We start from the raw sequence: 18,780 nt of genomic DNA, 5'->3' as shown, positions 1-18,780 counted from the left end.
CCCCTAGGGGCGCGGGGAACTGCGCGGCCCACCCCCACCGGCCCGCAGATAATTCGGCACTCCCCGTACCGGGCCCCGTAGGGGTTCGGAGACATCTGCGAGCCGGTGGGGGCTTGTCGCGCCGTTCCCCGCGCCCCTAAGGGGTGGCGGGCGCCCGGAGGGAATCTGCGGGTCCGGTCGGGGCTGGGCGCGCCGTTCCCCGCGCCCCTGAGGGGTGGCGGATGCCCGGAGGGAATCTGCCGGTCCGGTCGGGGCTAAGCGCGCCGTTCCCCGCGCCCCTGAGGGGTGGCGGGCGCCCGGAGGGAATCTGCCGGTCCGGTCGGGGCTGGGCGTGCAGCTCCCCCCGCCCCTTGGGTGGGGGTTGGCTGTCGCCGGGGGACTCTGCGGGTCTGATGGGGGGGCGCCCGCGCCGTTGGTCGTGGAAGGCGCCGCGCGCGCCCGACCCTCGGTAAGCGCCCCGTACAGATTCCGTGGAGATTACGGAACCGAAACTTACGGAAGAGTAAGGATTCTGTCCCGGCCTCCCCCCTTGTGGCCGGATTTCAGGGGTTGACCAGTGCATACGCCACCCCCCACCCCCCTCCGCCACCCCTCCCGCGGCAGCGTCACGTGGGGTAGCTTTCACCGCCTGCGGAGCACCTTCAAGGAGCGGGGATTGAGCGAGTTCACCAACCCTCCCCTGGCGTCGGCACCGCCGGTGGGCGGCCTGGCCGATGCCGTGTTCGAGTATGCCCAGGAGGACCCCCTCTACATCGCGCTGGGCCGTAAGGACGAGCACGGCAGATGGCGGGACGTGACGTCCGCCGAGTTCCGTGACGAGGTCCTCGCCCTGGCGAAGGGCCTGCTCGCGCACGGCGTCCGGTTCGGCGACCGGGTCGCGATCATGTCCCGTACGCGCTACGAGTGGACCCTCTTCGACTACGCACTGTGGTCGATCGGCGCGCAGGTCGTCCCGATCTACCCCACCTCGTCGGCCGAGCAGGTCTTCTGGATGCTGCACGACGCCCAGGTGTCGGCGGCCATGGTGGAGCACGAGGATCACGCGATGACCGTCGCCACGGTCATCGACCGGCTGCCGACGCTGCACAAGCTGTGGCAGCTCGACGCGGGCGCGGTGCAGGAGCTGTACGAGGCCGGCGGCCACATCGACGACGAGGTGGTGCACCGGCACCGCCGGGCGGTCACCCCCGAGTCGACGGCGACGATCATCTACACGTCCGGCACCACCGGCCGCCCCAAGGGCTGCGTCCTGTCGCACGCCAACTTCATGTTCGAGACGGACACGGCGATCGGCCGCTGGGAGCCGCTCTTCCACTCCAAGCGCGGCGACGAGGCGGCGACTCTGCTGTTCCTGCCGCTCGCGCACGTCTTCGGGCGGATGGTTCAGGTCGCCGCGGTCCGGGGGAAGGTCAAGTTCGGCCATCAGCCGCAGCTGAACGCGGCGGCCCTGCTGCCGGATCTGGCCGCGTTCCAGCCGACGTTCTTCCTGGCGGTGCCGTACATCTTCGAGAAAGTCTTCAACGCGGCTCGCCGCAAGGCCGAGAAGGAGGGCAAGGGCGGCCCGTTCGAGAAGGCGGTCGAGGTCGCGGTGCGCTACGCGGACGCGGTGGAGGCGAGGGCGTGGGGCATCGGCCCCGGGCCCTCGGCCGCGCTGCGGATGCAGCACCAGCTCTTCGAGAAGCTGGTCTACTCCAAGATCCGTGCCGCGATGGGCGGACGCGTACGGCACGCGATGTCCGGCGGCTCCGCGATGGACCGCCGCCTGGGCCTGTTCTTCGCGGGCGCCGGCGTGCAGATCTACGAGGGGTACGGGCTCACCGAGTCCACGGCAGCCGCGACCGCCAACCCGCCCGAGCGCACCCGGTACGGGACCGTCGGCCAGCCCATCCCCGGCACGACCGTGCACATCGCGGACGACGGCGAGATCTGGCTGCACGGGGACAACGTCTTCCAGGGTTACCTCAACGACCCGAAGGCCACCGACGCGGCCCTGCACGACGGCTGGCTGGCCACCGGTGACATCGGCGCGCTCGACGAGGACGGCTACCTCACCATCACCGGACGCAAGAAGGAGATCCTGGTGACCTCCGGCGGCAAGAGTGTCTCGCCGGGCGTCCTGGAGGAGCGGGTGCGGGACCATCCGCTGGTCGCGCAGTGCATCGTCGTCGGCAACGACCGGCCGTACATCGCGGCGCTCGTCACGCTCGACGGGGAGGCCGTCGACCACTGGCTGCAGATGCGGGGCAAGTCCCCGCTCGCCCCGGCCCAGCTGGTGCGGGACCCCGACCTGGAGACCGAGGTACGGCGGGCCGTGGTGGCCGCGAACACGCTGGTCTCGCAGGCCGAGTCGATCCGCACGTTCCGGATACTGGCTCACCAGTTCACCGAGGAACACGGCCTGCTGACCCCGTCCCTGAAACTGAAGCGCAAGGCGATCGAGAACGCGTACGAGACAGAGGTCGAGGCCTTGTATCGGGCGTAGCACGCCAGCGGGGGGGGGCGCCCCGAAGGGGCGCGGGGAACTGCGCGACCAGCCCCCACCGGCCCGCACCGAACACTCGACCTGACGCGCCGTCACATACTGCCGTACCGCATATTGACGCCCCGTCAGATCCGCCGGATCATTTCGGTCACCCGAGACACCCGAGTCACCCGACGGAGGGGGCCGACCGTGTCACGACCGACCCGCACATTCGCCGCAGCGGTGGCCGCAACCGCCCTGCTGCTGGCAGCCGCCTGCAACTCGGCCTCCACCGGCGGGGCTTCGAAGACCGACGACTCCGTACGCGGGGTCACGGACACCCGCATCAAAGTCGGCGGCATCGTCTCGATGACAACCGCGAGCGGCTACTCCAAGAAGGACACCGACCTCGGCGCGAAAGCCCGTTTCGACCGCGCCAACGCCGAAGGCGGCCTGCACGGACGGAAGATCGACTATCTGGGCGCCGAGGACGACGGCCAGGACCCGTCCAGGAACCTCGCCGCGGCACGCAAACTCGTCCAGCAGGACAAGGTGTTCGCGATCGCGCCGATGAGCTCGACGACCTTCTCCGGCGCGGACTTCCTGCAGAAGCAGCGCGTCCCCACCTTCGGCTGGGGCACGCTGCCGTCGTTCTGCGGGCCGTCGTACATCTACGGTTTCGGCGGCTGCATGGTGCCGACGCCGGGCGGCACCATCTCGCAGACCTGGCCCGAGGGCCTCGAACAGGTGATGGGCGGGGCCAAGGGCCGCAGCGTGGCGATCCTCGCCAACGACAGCGACGCCGGGAAGTTCGGCATCCGCACCTACCGGCAGAGCTTCGAATCGGCCGGGTTCACGGTCACGTACGCCAAGCCGTCGGTGTCCGCGGCCTCCGTCCCGAGCGACTGGTCGGCGTACACGAAGGAGATCCTGCGCAGCGACGGCGGCAAGGCGCCCGACGCGATCGTCTCCGTGATGCAGACCCCGTACAACATCGGGCTGTTCACGGCGGTCAAGCGGACTGGGTATCGCGGTGTACTCACCGATCCGACCGACTACGACCCGGGGCTGCTGGCCAAGAGTGCGACGCGCAAGGCGCTCGACGGGGTGCATGTCCTGACGTCGTTCCAGCCGTTCGAGCAGCAAAGTGCGGCGATGACGCGGTTCGGGAAGGACATCAGGAAGGCCGCGGGCAAGGACGTACCCCTCAACATGCACATGATGACCGGCTACATGTCGGCCGACCTGTTCCTCGCCATCGCCGGGAAGGCCGGCAAGGACCTGACGGTGTCGTCCTTCCAGAAGGCGGCGGACGGGTTCGCGGACACCGGCACGCTCGTCGGGGACCGGGCGGAGCGGAAGGGCCAGAAGGAGTCGTTCGGGTGCGGGGCGCTCGTCCAGCTGAAGGGCGGCGCGTACGTGGTGTCGGCGCCCTTCAAGTGCTATCCGCCGATCCCCTTCACGTAAGGCACACGGCATGGCCGACCTTCTCGGATTCGTGCTGAGCGGACTGGTGTCGGGCGCGCTGTACGCGCTGCTCGCCACCGGTCTCGTGCTCTCCTACTCGGCCTCGGGGCTGTTCAACTTCGCGCACGGCGCCACCGCCTACCTCTGCGCCCTCGCCTTCTACGAACTGCACTCGGGCTTCGGCCTGCCGGCCGTCCCGACGGCGGTGCTGCTGGTGTGCGTACTGGCGCCCGCGCTGGGCTGGGGCCTGGACCGGCTGATGTTCCGCAAGCTGGCGCGGGTCGGTGAGACGGCTCAGATCGTGGCCACCATCGGGCTGCTGGTGGCGCTGCCCGCGCTGGGGCTGTGGACCGTCGAGCTGCTGGCGGACGCGGGCGCGTCGGTGAAGCCGGCCGAGAACCAGTTCGGGCTGCCGGGGGTCGGGCCCAGCCCCGCGCACTCCTGGCAGCCGGTCGACGGCGTCGGCGTCGACTCCGACCAGCTGATCATCTGGGCGGCGACGGCCGTGGTCGCCCTCGGCCTGTGGATCCTGATGCGGCACACCCCGCTGGGACTGCAGCTCAGGGCGGCCGTCGACAACCGTTCGCTGGTGGAGCTGCGCGGGCTGAGCGCGGACCGGCTGTCCTCGATCGCGTGGATGCTGTCGTCGGGACTCGCGGGCCTGGCGGGCGTGCTGGCCACCCCCCTCCTCGGTCTTTCCTCGCACGACTTCACCCTCTTCCTCTTCGTCTCGGCGACGGCGGCTGTGCTCGGCCGGTTCGTCTCGGTACCGCTGGCGTTCGCGGGCGGGCTCGGGCTCGGCGTGCTGCAGAACCTGGTCGCCGGGTACGCGGACTTCGCCGAGCGGATCACCGGGTTCCGTACCGCCGTGCCCTTCCTGATCCTCTTCGCCGGGCTGCTGCTGCTGACGCGGCGCAGGCGCACGGCGGGCACGGCGGCGGTGGACCCGCCGCCGGTCGACTATCTGACGGGGCGGTCCCGGCTGCGGCGGTGGGGCCCGTGGGCGGTGGCCGCCGTCCTCCTCGCGGCCTCCTTCTACACGGTCACGACCCCCTTCTGGAGCGGCCTCCTCGCCCAGGGGCTGGCCCTGTCCCTCGTCTTCATGTCCTTCACCGTGGTCACGGGGCTCGGTGCGATGGTGTCGCTGGCGCAGGCGACCTTCGTGACAGGGGCGGCGCTGGTGGCGGGGCTGCTGCTCAGTCACGGCTGGCCGTTCGTGGCGGCGGCGGCCGTGGGCACGTGTACGGCGGCGCTGCTCGGGGCCCTGGTCGCCCTCCCCGCGCTGCGGCTCGGTGGCCGTTCGCTCGCCCTCGCCACCCTCGCGCTGGCCTTCCTCGCCGACCAGGTCCTGTTCCAGATCGGTTGGCTGCGCAACGGCGACACGGGGTGGGCGGTTCCCCGGCCGGTCCTCGGTCCGGTGGACCTGGGCGACGACCGGGCGCTCGGGGTGGCACTGACCGTGCTGGTCGCGGCAGCCGTCGCCGCGCTGAGCGCGCTGCGGAACTCGCCGTCCGGCCGGGCGATGCTCGCGGTGCGCTCCGCGCCCGCGGCGGCGATGGCCTCCGGGGTGTCGGTCGTCCGCACCAAGCTGGTGCTGTTCACGCTGTCCGCCGGGCTCGCGGGCTTCGGCGGTGTCATGTACGCCTCGTACAACACCCGCGTCAACGCGACCGACTTCACCGCGATGACGGGCCTGATCTGGCTCGCGGTGGTCGTGGCGGCGGGCCTTCGCCGCCCCCAGTTCGCGGTGGTCGCGGGCCTGGTCTACGCCCTCGTACCGCACCTCCTCTCGGACTACGTCACCGAGTCCGTCCACCTCCCGGTGATCCTCTTCGGCCTGGCAGGCCTGGCCCTCGCGAACGACCCGGACGGCTACTGCGCGGCGGTACCGGTGCGGTTGCAACGGCGTCGGCTGGCGGGGTCGGGCGCGGGTACGCCGACCGCGACTCCGGCAGGTGAGCCGCCCACCGCGCTGCCGGGCGACACGGCGACGGGCGACACGCTGCCGCCCGACACGACGACGGCGGGCACGGCGGTGGCAGGCACGGCGACGGCAGGCATGACGGCGACCGCCGCGGGCTCGACCGGCGTGGTGGCGCCCGCCGCGGAAACGCCCACCGTGGTCCCGGGCGGTACGAGTCCAGCGCACACGGGTTTGACCGGCGCCGTCCCGAGCGAGGCGGGCACAACCAGTGCGGCCCCGGCCGGTGCGGGCGCGGCCGGTGCCATGTCCGTCGAGGCCGTTCCCGGAGTGGGCGACGGGGGGCAGGCGGGCGGGGCCGTCGGCTTCGGCGGGCGGTCGTTCGCGGACGCTCTGCGCCTGCGCGGTATCCGTGCCGGTTACGGCGGGGCTCCCGTGCTGCGCGGGGTCGAGCTGGCCGTCCGGGCCGGGGAGATTCTCGTGCTGCTCGGGCCCAACGGGGCCGGGAAGTCGACGACGTGCCGCGTCGCCGCGGGTCTCGTCAGCCCGCTCGCCGGACAGGTGTACGTGGCCGGACGCGACGCCACGCGGGACGGTGCCGTGCGCCGGTCACGGGCCGGGGTCGTTCTCGCGCCGGAGGGGCGGGGCATCTTCCCGGCTCTCACCGTCGAGGAGAACCTCGGCCTGTATCTGCGCGGCCGGGACGGGCGGGACGCGCGCGATGCCGTGTACCGGCGCTTCCCCGGGCTCGCCGGACGGCGTGGCGTCCCCGCCGGTGCCCTCTCCGGAGGGGAGCAGCAGATGCTCGCCCTCGCCCCGCTCCTCCAGCGTCCCCCGAAGGTCCTGATCGCCGACGAGCCCTCCCTGGGACTCGCGCCCCGGGTCGTCGAGGAGGTCTTCCGTCTCCTCACCGAACTCCGGGATCAGGGAACGGCCCTGCTCCTCGTGGAGGAGAAGGCCACCGAGGTGCTGAAGGTGGCGGACTCGGTCGCCTACCTGGCGCGGGGGCGCGTGACGTGGTGCGGACCGCGCGCGGCCGTGGAGGCGGACCGGCTGACGGAGGCCTATCTGGGACTGGCGGCCACGCGTGAGGGGGCTGCCCGCCCATGACGAGCCCGAGCCCCGTCCTGCGCGCCGACCACGTCGCCGTGCGCTTCGGCGGCGTACGCGCACTCGACGACGTGAGCCTGTCCCTGCGCCCCGGCGAGATCTGCGGGCTCATCGGCCCGAACGGCGCCGGCAAGACCACCTTCTTCGACGTGCTGTCCGGCATCCGCCGCCCCGACGCGGGCCGTGTCCACCTCGACGGGACGGACGTCACGCGCCGCTCCCCCGTCTGGCGCGCCCGCCACGGAATGCGTCGCACGTTCCAGCGCCAGCAACTGTTCGGGCAGCTCACGGTGGCCGACAACCTCGTGGTGGCCCAGGAGTGGCGCGGGGGCGGAGGCGGACTCCCGGCCGACCTGCTGGGGGCGCGCACCCGGCGTACGTACGAGAGGGAGCGCCGGGCCCGCGCCGCCGAGGTCCTGCGGGCCTGCGGACTGGCCGGCCTCGGCGACACCTGTGCCGCCGCCCTCCCCGTCGGCCGCGCCCGCATGCTCGAACTGGCCCGCGCCGTCGCGGACCGGCCCCGGGTACTGCTCCTCGACGAACCCGCCGCCGGGACGACGGCCGAGGAGAGCCAGCAACTGGCCGACGTCATCGGCCGGTTGTCCGAACACGAGGACTGCGCGGTCCTCCTCGTCGAGCACGACGTCGCCTTCGTCATGGAGGTGTCCACCCGGATCGTCGTACTCGACCTGGGCCGCGTACTCGCCGAGGGCACTCCCGCCGAGGTGCGTGCCGACCGGCGGGTGCGGGAGGCGTACCTGGGTGCGGCGACGGCAGCCCGGGCCGGCGCCGCCTCGCCGTCGCGGGACGCCCTTCATGGTTCGGACCTGCCGTAGCGGGTACTTTCCGGCCAATCTCCCTTACGGTCTCCCTTTCGACCGGTGAACGCACGGGACAGGAATGCACGACAGCCCGTGATCGTTCACGATGGAGTACCACCCGACGACGTAAGGATCGAAAGCTCGTGAGCAAGGTCCCCCCGATCACCCTGAACAACGGCGTCGAGATGCCCCAGCTGGGCTTCGGTGTCTGGCAGGTGCCGGACGACGAGGCCGAGCGAGCCGTCGCCACCGCGCTGGAGGCCGGGTACCGCAGCATCGACACCGCCGCGATCTACGGCAACGAGGTCGGCACCGGCAAGGGCCTCGCCTCCTCCGGCCTCGCCCGCGAGGACCTCTTCGTCACCACAAAGCTCTGGAACGCGGAACAGGGCTACGACTCGACGCTGCGCGCCTTCGACGAGTCCCTGGAGAAGCTCGGCCTCGACTACGTCGACCTGTACCTCATCCACTGGCCGATGCCGGACCGGGGCACGTACGTCGACACGTACAAGGCCTTCGAGAAGCTGTACGCGGACGGCCGCGCCAAGTCCATCGGCGTCTCGAACTTCCACCCGGAGTACCTGGAGAAGCTGCTCGACGCGACGTCCGTCGTGCCGGTCCTCAACCAGGTCGAGCTGCACCCGCACCTTCAGCAGTCCGCCTTGCGCGAGTTCCACGCGGAGCACGGCATCGCGACCGAGGCCTGGTCCCCGCTCGGCCAGGGCAAGGGCCTCCTGGAGGTCCCGGCCGTCGTGGCCATCGCCCGCAAGCACGACCGTACGCCCGCCCAGGTGGTCCTGCGCTGGCACCTCCAGCTGGGCAATGTGGTGATCCCCAAGTCCGTGACGCCGTCCCGGATCAAGGAGAACATCGACGTCCTCGGCTTCACCCTCGACGACGAGGACATCGCCGCGATCACCGCCCTCGACGAGGGCCGCCGTCTGGGTTCCGACCCGGCGACCGTCAACGACTGAGCGAGCAGCCGCGCGACCGCTTGACGAAGCCGCCGCCCGGCCGGGCGGCGGCTTCGTCGGTCAGCGCCATCGGCCGGATCGAGGCCCGGCTCAGACCGGCTGCCCGATCGGCCGTACGACCACCGTGTTGACGTCGACCCCGGCGGGCTGCCGGATCGCCCAGACGACCGACTCCGCGAGTTGCTCCGAGGTGAGCAGCTGCCCAGGCGGCAGGCTGCCGTAGCTGTCCCAGAACGGGGTCTCCACCCGTCCCGGTGAGATCAGCGTCACCCCCACGCCGTACTCGGTGACCTGCCGGCGGGTGTTCTCGGCGAGGCCGGTCACGGCCCATTTCGTCGCCCCGTAGATGTTGCCGGGGGTGTGAACATGCCCCGCGACGCTGCCGACGAGCACGATCCGGCCGCGGGTCTCCTTCAGCTGCTCGATCGACGCCCGGACGAGCAGCGCGGGTCCGAGCACGTTGGTCAGCACCATGTCCCGCCAGCCGGCCGGGTCCCCCTCGGCGACGGTGTCGTGCGTGGCGTAACCGGCGTTGGCGACGACGGTGTCGAGGCGTCCGAACCTCTCCACCGTCGCCGCGACCGCGCCCTGTACGTGCTCGTAGTCGGCCGCGTCACCCCGGTACGTCAACAGCCCCTCGGGCTTGCCCAGTTGTTCCGCGAACCCGCGCAGCCGCTCCTCCCCGCGCCCCGTCACGGTCACCCGGTGTCCGGCGTCGAGCAGTTGCCGGGCGACCGCCGCCCCGATTCCGCTGCCGCCGCCGGTGATGAGCGCAACCGGTGAGTCAGTCATGTCTTCCCCCAAGTCATGTTCGGCCAGGCCGCGTTCGACGAAGTGCCCGGAGTTCATCACTTGGAGCGCACTCGATGTCAACGCCGTTCGCAGGACGCCCAGTTGAGGGAAGGAGCTACGGCTTCACCCCGACGTACACCGTCAGTGCCGTGAGCACGAACACGTCCGGGCGGTGGTACACGCTCGCCTTGTCCTCCGGGTCGAGGAGCCGGTCGAGGGTCGCGCGGTCGTCGGCGTCGAGGCCTTCGGCGAGGCCGTCACGGCGGTGGCCGAGGGAGGTGGCGACGAAGGCGCGCGCCTCGTCGGAGGCGGGGGCGGGGAGGTCGAGCAGGAAGGTACGGGTCGCGGTGTGGCGCAGGCCGACCGCGGAGAGCAGGGCCGGCCAGTCCTCGACGTCCTCGACGACGGCGCCGGGCAGCTCGGCCCGCATCCGGGCGAACCACTCCTGCTCGATCGCGTCCATCCGGGCCTGCAGTCCGGGACGGCCGATGCCGAAGTCGCGCGGGAGGTAGCGCGAGGGCAGGCCGCCCTCCAGCAGTGCGAGGGTGCCGCCCGGCGCGAGCCGGTCGGCGAAGCCCGCGAGGGCGCCGCGCTGGTCGCCGACGTGGTGCAGGGACCGGCTCGCCCAGAGGAGGTCGGCCGGGTACTCCAGGTCACCGAGCCCGTCGCCCAGCTCGGCCCGGAGGGTGCCGAAGCGGTCGGCGATCCCCCGCTCGGCGGCGCGTTCGCGGGCCCGCTCCAGGAGGGGTTCCGCCCCGTCCACGGCGATGACCCGGGCGGCGGGGAACGTGTCGGCGAGCAGGCAGGAGATGACACCGGGACCGCTGCCCGCGTCCACGATCAGCTCGGGATCCGGCCGCGTCTCCCGCAGCCAGCTCGCCGCCCGCGTGTACAGCGGACTGAACAGCTCGGCCTCCTGCTCCAGCATCGGAAGCATCTCGGCGAAGTCGATGTGCGTACCGCTGTGGGTGTGGCTGTGGCTGTGGCTGTGACCGTTGCCCTCGTGCCGTTCGTGACCGTGCGCCATGGCTGCGAGCCTTTCGTTCGGGATGCGTCCAGCCTGCTCCCGCGTCCCGAAATCAGCCACTCATGTTGCCAAAACAGCAACGGTCCCCCGCACCCCCGATAAGGGGCGCGGGGAACGGCGCAATCTCTTGATCTTTCAGGTGACCGAGCAAAAAGCCAAGGTCACAGAGCGGGATACGCGTTCTTCATGAGCTCCTGGAACTGCGCGGAGAACCAGTGTCCGGACAGCGGCGCGTTCGCCAGCGCCCCGGACATGTTGTTGTTGTTCCGCGGGTTACCGGTGTACGTCGGGTCGCACATGCGGTCGAAGCCCTTGCCCTCGTCGTTCGGGATGGCAGTGCTCGACCCGTCCGACTCACCCGGCGGCTTCATCCACACGTACGCGTCGATGCCGGTCGCCGGCGCCGCCTGCGGCCGCTCGCCGAGGCCCGCACCGGACTGGTTGCACCAGTTGCCGAGGTGGATGCGCCGGTCGTAGCGGCCACCGTCGACGTACGTGTCCACGGTGGTCGTCGGGCCGGCGGCGGTGGGCCGTGCCGTGCCGCCCCAGCCGTTGCGGGAGGTGTCGATCAGCATGCCGATGCCGGACGGGAATCCGATCGAGACCAGCTGGGCGCGCATGGCCTGCGCGTACGACTGCTCGTCGACGTACCGGTTCCAGTCGATCCACTTCGACAGCCGTACCGACGTCCCGTTGACCGAGTCGTTGATGGTGAAGTGGTTCTCCTTCGTGGCGCTGTAGTTGGCCGTGTTCACGATGAAGCCGTGCACGTCGGCGACGGTCGCGCCCTCGGTGGAGGCGGCCTCCTTGAAGAGCGCGGCGGAGGGCGCGAAGTTGTCGTCCCAGCCGAGCCAGCCGTGGTGTCCGGCGTCGATGTAGTTGTAGACGTTGGGTACGTCGCCGAGCTTGTTCAGCGCGTAGCCGACGCCCTTCTGGTAGTTGCCGTTCGCCTTCATCGTGTCGCAGTTGGCCGTGGCGGTGGCCCGCGGCGAGACGTTGGTGACGAGGTTCGGCAGTGAGTCGATCTCGACGGTGGTGACGATGCGCAGACCCGCGTACTTGGTGTCGGCGAGGATCGCCGCGATCGGGTCGATGTACTGGGTCTTGTACTTGTCGATCTCCGTCGGGCCCAGTTCGCCGTTGGACGCCAGGGCGGCGCAGTCACGGCCGGGCAGGTTGTAGATGACCAGCTGGACGACGAGTTCGTCCGAGCCCTTCTGCGTCAGTGCCGCGTCCAGGTGGGCGCGCAGGCCCATGCCGCCGTTCACCCCGTTGATCGCGGCGATCCGGTCGAGCCACACACCGGTCGGCTGGTTGGCGATACGGCTGCCGCCGGTCTCGGCGGTGGCCTTCGCCTTCCACTCCGGGTTCACGTACACCTTGGCACCGGAGTACGGGTTGTCCACCCGGCTGCCCGTGCCGGGATCGGTCGGGTCCGTGGGATCCGTGCCGCCGTCGTCGACGTTGCAGGTCACACCGTCGAGGGTGAAGGTGGTCGGCAGCGCGTTGGTGCCGCTGTACGTGCCGTTGAAGCCGAAGCTGACCGAACTCCCGGTGCCCAGCGTGCCGTTGTAGCTCTCGTTGGCGGCGGTGACCGCGGTGCCGCTCTGGCTGAGCTTGGCGTTCCAGCCGCTGGTGACCTTCTGGTTGCCGGCGTACGACCACTTGACGGCCCAACTGGACTTGGCCGCGCTGTTGTTGGTGACCGTCACCGCGGTGGTGAAGCCGGTGTCCCACTGGTTCTGCACCTTGTACTCGACGGTGCAGGGGACGGCGGCGGCGCCGACGTCCGGGGGTGTCGCCGCGACGGCGGCGCCCGCGGTCCCGGCGACCAGCGCCAGCGCCGCGAGAAGTGCAGTTCTGGTACGGCTCATGTGCGGGGTGTCCTCTTCGTCGAGGGCGCGCGGAAGCCCGCGGCCCGATGCCGAACGACGTGGTGGTGCCGTCGTGAACACGTCGAAGCACGTCATGGCGCGGCCGATGAAGGAGTGCGTTGGCGCCGACCGCTGAGGGCCGACCACTGGAGGAAGTGAACGCATGGGTGGTGCATGAGCGACTCCTTGCAGTGCGGTCGCGCCGTGACAGACGCGTCGACTGGTGGAACCGCTCCCACTGGTGCGGACGAAGGTAGCGCCAAGTGTTGGTAAACGACAGAGGAGTTGCACTCTTGATCTATCGAATCATTTCGACTCTTCAAGCACCTTGACCCCTTGCACCCCTCTCTCCAATATGGGAGCGCTCCCACTGGTTCAAGGCTTGTTGCTCCTCCCCCCATCTCCGAGCCGCAAGGAGAGGAACCAGAACATGGCACCCAGACGCAGACGCCGTGCGCGGCGGATGTGGACAGCCGTGGTGGCGGCCCTCGCGCTCCCGCTGACCATGCTCACCACCGGTACAACTCCTGCACAGGCGGCGGCCGTTCAGTGCAGCGTCGACTACAGAACGAACGACTGGGGCTCCGGTTTCACCGCCGAGCTCACCCTCACCAACCGCGGCACGGAGGCGATCAGCGGCTGGACCCTGACGTACGGCTACACCGGCAACCAGCAGCTCAGCAGCGGCTGGAGCGGCACCTGGTCGCAGTCCGGGAAGACCGTCACCGCGACGAACGCGTCCTGGAACGGGACGATCGCGGTCGGGGCGGCCGTCACGACCGGCGCACAGTTCACCTACAGCGGCACCAACACCGCACCCACCTCCTTCGCGATCAACGGCACGGCCTGCGCCGGCGCCCATCAGCCGCCGATCACCGTGCTGACCAGCCCCGCGGCAGGTGCCGTGTACTCCCAGGGGACGGCGGTCCCGCTCGCCGCGACGGCAGCGGCGGCGGACGGCGCGACGGTCAGCAAGGTCGAGTTCTACGACGACACGACCCTGCTGGGCACCGACACCAGCTCGCCGTACTCGCTCTCGGCCACGGGATTGACCGTGGGCAGTCATTCGCTGCTGGCGAAGGCGTACGACAGCCTGGGCGCCTCCGCGGAGTCCACCCCGGTCGGCATCACGGTCGCCTCGGGTCCCGCGGTGGTGGTCTCGCCGACCCAACTCGGCGTCCAGCAGGGCAAGACGGGCACGTACGACGTCAAGCTCTCGACCCAGCCCTCGGCGAACGTGACCGTGGCGACCGCTCGCGCGAGCGGCAACACGGGGCTGTCCGTCACCGGCGGGGCGTCGCTGACCTTCACCCCGTCGAACTGGGCCACGGCACAGAAGGTGACCGTGACGGCCAATGCCACGGGTACCGGTTCGGCCGTCTTCGACTCGACGGCCACCGGGCACGCCAAGGCCTCCGTGACCGTCACCCAGCTCGCCGCGTCCAAGGAGTACGACGCCCGCTTCCTGGACCTCTACGGGAAGATCACCAACCCGGCGAACGGCTACTTCTCGCCGGAGGGCATCCCGTACCACTCGGTGGAGACACTGATCGTCGAGGCGCCCGACCACGGCCATGAGACGACGTCCGAGGCGTACAGCTACCTGCTGTGGCTGCAGGCCATGTACGGCAAGGTCACCGGCGACTGGACGAAGTTCAACGGTGCCTGGGACATCATGGAGAAGTTCATGATCCCCACGCACGCCGACCAGCCGACCAACTCGTTCTACAACGCCTCGAAGCCCGCGACGTACGCACCCGAGCTGGACACGCCGAACGAGTACCCGGCGCAGCTCGACTCGGGCGTCTCGGTGGGCCCCGACCCGATCGCGGCCGAGCTGAAGAGCGCGTACGGCACGGACGACGTGTACGGCATGCACTGGCTGCAGGACGTGGACAACGTCTACGGGTACGGCAACTCGCCGGGCAAGTGCGAGGCGGGCCCGGCCGACACAGGTCCGTCCTACATCAACACCTTCCAGCGCGGCGCGCAGGAGTCGGTGTGGGAGACGGTGCCGCAGCCGACCTGCGACGCCTTCAAGTACGGCGGCACGAACGGGTACTTGGACCTGTTCACGAAGGACGCCTCGTACGCAAAGCAGTGGAAGTTCACCAACGCTCCCGACGCCGACGCGCGGGCCGTGCAGGCCGCGTACTGGGCGGACATCTGGGCCGAAGCACAGGGCAAGGGCGCGGACGTGTCCGCGACCGTCGGCAAGGCGGCGAAGATGGGTGACTATCTCCGCTACTCGATGTACGACAAGTACTTCAAGAAGATCGGCAACTGTGTGGGTCCGTCGACCTGCCCGGCGGGCACCGGCAAGGACGCCTCGCACTACCTGCTGAACTGGTACTACGCGTGGGGCGGTGCGACCGACACCTCGGCCGGCTGGGCCTGGCGCATCGGCTCCAGCCACACGCACGGCGGCTACCAGAACCCCCTCGCCGCGTACGCGCTCAGCTCGTACGCCGACCTGAAGCCCAAGTCGGCGACGGGGCAAGCGGATTGGGCCAAGTCACTCGGCCGCCAGCTGGAGTTCTACCGGTGGCTGCAGTCCAGTGAGGGAGCCATCGCGGGCGGTGCCACCAACAGCTGGCAGGGCCGCTACGCGACACCGCCCTCCGGGACGCCGACCTTCTACGGCATGTACTACGACGAGAAGCCCGTCTACCACGACCCGCCGTCCAACCAGTGGTTCGGCTTCCAGGCGTGGTCGATGGAGCGGGTCGCCGAGTACTACCAGCAGACGGGCAACGCGGACGCCAAGACCGTCCTCGACAAGTGGGTCGACTGGGCGCTGGCCAACACCACGGTCAACCCGGACGGCACCTTCCGGATCCCGAGCACGCTCCAGTGGTCGGGCAAGCCGGACACCTGGAACGCGTCGAGTCCCGGTGCCAACACGGGACTTCACGTCACCGTCGCCGACTACACCAACGACGTCGGGGTGGCGGCCGCGTACGCCAAGACCCTGACGTACTACGCGGACCGGTCCGGTGACACCGAGGCGAAGACCACGGCGAAGGCGCTGCTCGACGGCATGTGGGCGAACAACCAGGACGCGCTGGGTGTCGCGGTGCCGGAGACGCGGGCCGACTACAACCGGTTCGACGACTCGGTGTACGTGCCGAGCGGGTGGTCCGGCACGATGCCGAACGGGGACGCGATCAACTCGTCGTCGACGTTCGACTCGATCCGGTCGTTCTACGAGGACGACCCCGCGTGGTCGAAGATCGAGGCGTATCTGGCCGGCGGGGCCGCGCCTTCGTTCACGTATCACCGGTTCTGGGCCCAGGCGGACATCGCCCTCGCCATGGGCTCGTACGCGGAGCTTCTCGAATAGTCCCCGCATGTCGCTCCGCGGGTGGGGCGGTACTGAGGCTGCGGGCCGGATGTGGCTGGCCGCGCAGTTCCCCGCGCCCCTGAAGGGGCTCGTGTGCACCGGGACCGGGCGGCTCCACCCCCACGGAGCCGCCCGGTCGTCACGCCTTTCACCTCACGAAAGGGACCCTCACCGTGCGAAGAACCCGAATAACCCCCGTCCTGACCGCTGTGCTCGGGCTCGCCGCCGGGCTGCTCGCCGGCACGCCGCCCGCGCTCGCCGCGCAGCCCGTCGAGAAGGGTCCGGCGGTGTCCATCGCCGCCGACACCTATACCTGGAAGAACGCCCGTATCGACGGGGGCGGCTTCGTCCCCGGGATCGTGTTCAACCGGTCCGAGAGGAACCTCGCGTACGCCCGCACCGACATCGGCGGCGCCTACCGCTGGCAGGAGGCGTCGAAGAGCTGGACGCCGCTGCTCGACTCGGTCGGGTGGGACCGGTGGGGGCACACCGGAGTCGTGAGCCTCGCCTCCGACCCGGTGGCGCCGAGCAAGGTGTACGCCGCCGTCGGCACGTACACCAACAGCTGGGACCCGGGGAACGGGGCCGTGCTCAGGTCCTCCGACCGGGGCGCGACCTGGCTGAAGGCCGATCTGCCGTTCAAGCTGGGCGGGAACATGCCCGGCCGTGGGATGGGTGAGCGACTCGCGGTCGACCCGCACAGGAACAGCGTGCTGTATCTGGGTGCGCCGAGCGGCAAAGGGTTGTGGCGGTCCACGGACTCGGGGGCCTCCTGGGCACAGGTGACGAACTTCCCGAACGTCGGCAACTACGTCCAGGACGCGACCGACACCAGCGGGTACGCCTCCGACAACCAGGGCATCGCCTGGGTCACCTTCGACGAGTCGAGCAGTACGGGCACCGACGCCACCAAGACCATCTATGTGGGGGTCGCCGACAAGGACAACGCCGTCTACCGCTCGACCGACGCGGGCGCGACCTGGTCCCGTATCGCCGGGCAGCCGACCGGGTACCTGGCCCACAAGGGCGTCCTGGACGCGACGAACGGCTATCTCTATCTCGCGTACAGCGACAAGGGCGGTCCCTACGACGGCGGCAAGGGCCGGATCTGGCGGTACACGACGGCGACCGGCGCCTGGACGGACATCAGCCCGGTCGCGGAGGCCGACACCTACTACGGCTTCAGCGGGCTGACCGTCGACCGGCAGAAGCCGGGCACGGTGATGGCCACCGCGTACAGCTCCTGGTGGCCCGACACCCAGATCTTCCGCTCCACCGACAGCGGTGGCACCTGGACCAAGGCCTGGGACTACACCTCGTACCCCAACCGCTCCAACCGCTTCACCATGGACGTGTCGTCCTCGCCCTGGCTCACCTGGGGCGCCAATCCCTCGCCGCCCGAGCAGACGCCCAAACTGGGTTGGATGACCGAGGCGTTGGAGATCGATCCGTTCAACTCGGCCCGGATGATGTACGGGACGGGCGCGACCATCTACGGGACCGACAACCTCGGCCAGTGGGACAGCGGCGGCCAGTTCACCATCAAGCCGATGGTGCAGGGGCTGGAGGAGACGGCCGTCAACGACCTCGCCGCTCCCCCGTCCGGCGGCGCCCAACTCCTCAGCGCCCTGGGTGACATCGGCGGATTCCGGCACACGGACCTGACCAAGGTCCCGTCGATGATGTTCACCTCGCCGAACTTCACCAGCACGACGAGCCTCGACTTCGCGGAGTCCAACCCGGGCATCGTGGTGCGGGCGGGCAACCTGGACTCCGGTCCGCATGTGGCGTTCTCGACGGACAACGGCGCCAACTGGTTCGCGGGCACCGACCCTTCGGGGGTGAGCGGCGGCGGTACGGTCGCCTCGGCCTCGGACGGGAGCCGGTTCGTATGGAGCCCGGAGGGCGCGGGCGTGCACCACGCGACCGGGTTCGGTACGTCGTGGTCGGCGTCGAGCGGCATCCCGGCCGGCGCGGTCGTCGAGTCGGACCGGGTCGACCCGAAAACCTTCTACGGCTTCAAGTCCGGCAAGTTCTATGTGAGTTCGGACGGCGGCGCGACCTTCACCGCCTCGTCGGCCACCGGACTGCCGAGCGGCGACAGCGTACGGTTCAAGGCGCTTCCCGGCACGAAGGGTGACGTCTGGCTGGCGGGCGGGGCGAGCGACGGCGCGTACGGGCTGTGGCACTCCACGGACTCCGGCGCGACCTTCACCAAGCTGTCGGGCGTCGAGCAGGCGGACACCATCGGCTTCGGCAAGGCGGCGACCGGCGCCTCGTACCAGACGCTCTACACGAGCGCGAAGATCGGCGGTGTGCGGGGCATCTTCCGCTCCACCGACAAGGGCGCCACCTGGACCCGTATCAACGACGACGCCCATCAGTGGGGCTGGACGGGCGCCGCCATCACCGGTGATCCGCGCGTCTACGGGCGCGTGTACGTGTCGACGAACGGGCGCGGTGTCATCTACGGCGACTCGTCCGACGCCGGCGGCGGTGACGGTGGCGGCGGTACGGATCCGACGCCGACCGGCGCCTGCGCGGTCACGTACAAGATCACCAACCAGTGGTCGGGCGGCTTCCAGGCGGACGTCCAGCTCGCCAACACCGGCACGACCGCCTGGACGGGGTGGTCGCTCGGCTGGTCCTTCGCCGACGGGCAGAGCGTCACCCAGGCCTGGAATGCCGAGTCGGCCCAATCCGGGGCGGCCGTCACAACGAAGAACGTGAGCTGGAACGCGAACGTCTCGGCCGGTTCGTCCGTGGGCTTCGGCTTCACGGGCAGCTGGTCGGGATCGAACAGCAAGCCGACGGCGTTCAAGCTCGGTGACCAGTCCTGCTCGGTGACCTGACACCCCGGGCCGGACGGACGGGAGGGCGCGGACCCGATGGGGTCCGCGCCCTCCTTGCGCGCCATGCCCCGAAGGCCGGGCGGCCGTGCCGGGAACAGGAGGTGTGGTCGACACTGTTGCATCGACCGAGGCACCGGT

General features: G+C 70.4%; 10 protein-coding genes. 7 read left to right on the top strand and 3 right to left on the bottom strand.

Annotation, left to right across the window (positions count from 1 at the left end; all coding sequences use genetic code 11):
- Positions 1 to 655: 655 nt before the first annotated feature.
- The 5 genes from C6Y14_RS13500 to C6Y14_RS13475 all read left to right on the top strand — a co-directional run bounded on the left by C6Y14_RS13500 (position 656) and on the right by C6Y14_RS13475 (position 8,754).
- Complete coding sequence (locus C6Y14_RS13500) at positions 656 to 2,482, top strand: AMP-dependent synthetase/ligase (RefSeq protein WP_107016838.1); 1,827 nt, start codon at positions 656 to 658, stop codon at positions 2,480 to 2,482.
- 189 nt (positions 2,483 to 2,671) lie between these two features.
- Entirely contained in the window at positions 2,672 to 3,928 is a 1,257-nt protein-coding gene (locus tag C6Y14_RS13495; RefSeq protein ID WP_107016837.1) for an ABC transporter substrate-binding protein, read from the top strand.
- A gap of 10 nt (positions 3,929 to 3,938) precedes the next feature.
- On the top strand, positions 3,939 to 6,959 hold the full coding sequence (locus C6Y14_RS44970) for an ABC transporter permease subunit (RefSeq protein WP_225891051.1): 3,021 nt from the start codon (positions 3,939 to 3,941) through the stop codon (positions 6,957 to 6,959).
- Positions 6,956 to 7,795, top strand: coding sequence for an ABC transporter ATP-binding protein (locus C6Y14_RS13480; RefSeq protein WP_107016836.1), 840 nt, complete (start codon positions 6,956 to 6,958; stop codon positions 7,793 to 7,795). The genes C6Y14_RS44970 and C6Y14_RS13480 overlap by 4 nt, the downstream gene beginning before the upstream one ends.
- Positions 7,796 to 7,965: 170 nt before the next feature.
- Positions 7,966 to 8,754, top strand: a complete 789-nt coding sequence (locus C6Y14_RS13475; protein WP_107016969.1) for an aldo/keto reductase — start codon at positions 7,966 to 7,968, stop codon at positions 8,752 to 8,754.
- 90 nt (positions 8,755 to 8,844) lie between these two features.
- Here the strand turns inward: C6Y14_RS13475 and C6Y14_RS13470 are convergent, their stop codons facing one another.
- The 3 genes from C6Y14_RS13470 to C6Y14_RS13460 form a co-directional block, all read right to left on the bottom strand.
- Positions 8,845 to 9,546 carry an SDR family oxidoreductase gene (locus C6Y14_RS13470; RefSeq protein WP_107016968.1) on the bottom strand — a complete coding sequence of 234 codons (702 nt, stop codon included), beginning with the start codon at positions 9,544 to 9,546 and terminating at the stop codon, positions 8,845 to 8,847.
- Positions 9,547 to 9,661: 115 nt separating this feature from the next.
- Complete coding sequence (locus tag C6Y14_RS13465; protein WP_107016835.1) at positions 9,662 to 10,573, bottom strand: class I SAM-dependent methyltransferase; 912 nt, start codon at positions 10,571 to 10,573, stop codon at positions 9,662 to 9,664.
- Positions 10,574 to 10,734: 161 nt separating this feature from the next.
- Positions 10,735 to 12,447 carry a glycoside hydrolase family 6 protein gene (locus C6Y14_RS13460; RefSeq protein ID WP_107016834.1) on the bottom strand — a complete coding sequence of 571 codons (1,713 nt, stop codon included), beginning with the start codon at positions 12,445 to 12,447 and terminating at the stop codon, positions 10,735 to 10,737.
- Between the two features lie 430 nt (positions 12,448 to 12,877).
- On the opposite strand from C6Y14_RS13460, the gene C6Y14_RS13455 reads away from it, so the two are divergent.
- Entirely contained in the window at positions 12,878 to 15,790 is a 2,913-nt protein-coding gene (locus C6Y14_RS13455; protein ID WP_107016833.1) for a glycoside hydrolase family 48 protein, read from the top strand.
- A 173-nt stretch (positions 15,791 to 15,963) separates the two neighbouring features.
- Positions 15,964 to 18,642 (top strand): cellulose binding domain-containing protein, encoded by a 2,679-nt coding sequence (locus C6Y14_RS13450; RefSeq protein WP_107016832.1) that lies wholly within the window; start codon positions 15,964 to 15,966, stop codon positions 18,640 to 18,642.
- Positions 18,643 to 18,780: the final 138 nt, after the last annotated feature.

This window comes from Streptomyces dioscori (assembly GCF_003024195.1).
GTDB lineage: Bacteria > Actinomycetota > Actinomycetes > Streptomycetales > Streptomycetaceae > Streptomyces > Streptomyces dioscori.
The sequence above is the reverse complement of the archived record's forward strand: the minus strand, read 5'-3'. Positions and strand labels throughout refer to the sequence as shown.

Coding starts and splice junctions, on each gene's coding strand:
- C6Y14_RS13475 (WP_107016969.1), top strand. CDS start 7,966: ATGCCCCAGCTGGGCTTCGGTGTCTGGCAGGTGCCGGACGACGAGGCC.
- C6Y14_RS13460 (WP_107016834.1), bottom strand. CDS start 12,447: ATGAGCCGTACCAGAACTGCACTTCTCGCGGCGCTGGCGCTGGTCGCC.
- C6Y14_RS13455 (WP_107016833.1), top strand. CDS start 12,878: ATGGCACCCAGACGCAGACGCCGTGCGCGGCGGATGTGGACAGCCGTG.
- C6Y14_RS13480 (WP_107016836.1), top strand. CDS start 6,956: ATGACGAGCCCGAGCCCCGTCCTGCGCGCCGACCACGTCGCCGTGCGC.
- C6Y14_RS13465 (WP_107016835.1), bottom strand. CDS start 10,573: ATGGCGCACGGTCACGAACGGCACGAGGGCAACGGTCACAGCCACAGC.
- C6Y14_RS44970 (WP_225891051.1), top strand. CDS start 3,939: ATGGCCGACCTTCTCGGATTCGTGCTGAGCGGACTGGTGTCGGGCGCG.
- C6Y14_RS13470 (WP_107016968.1), bottom strand. CDS start 9,546: ATGACTGACTCACCGGTTGCGCTCATCACCGGCGGCGGCAGCGGAATC.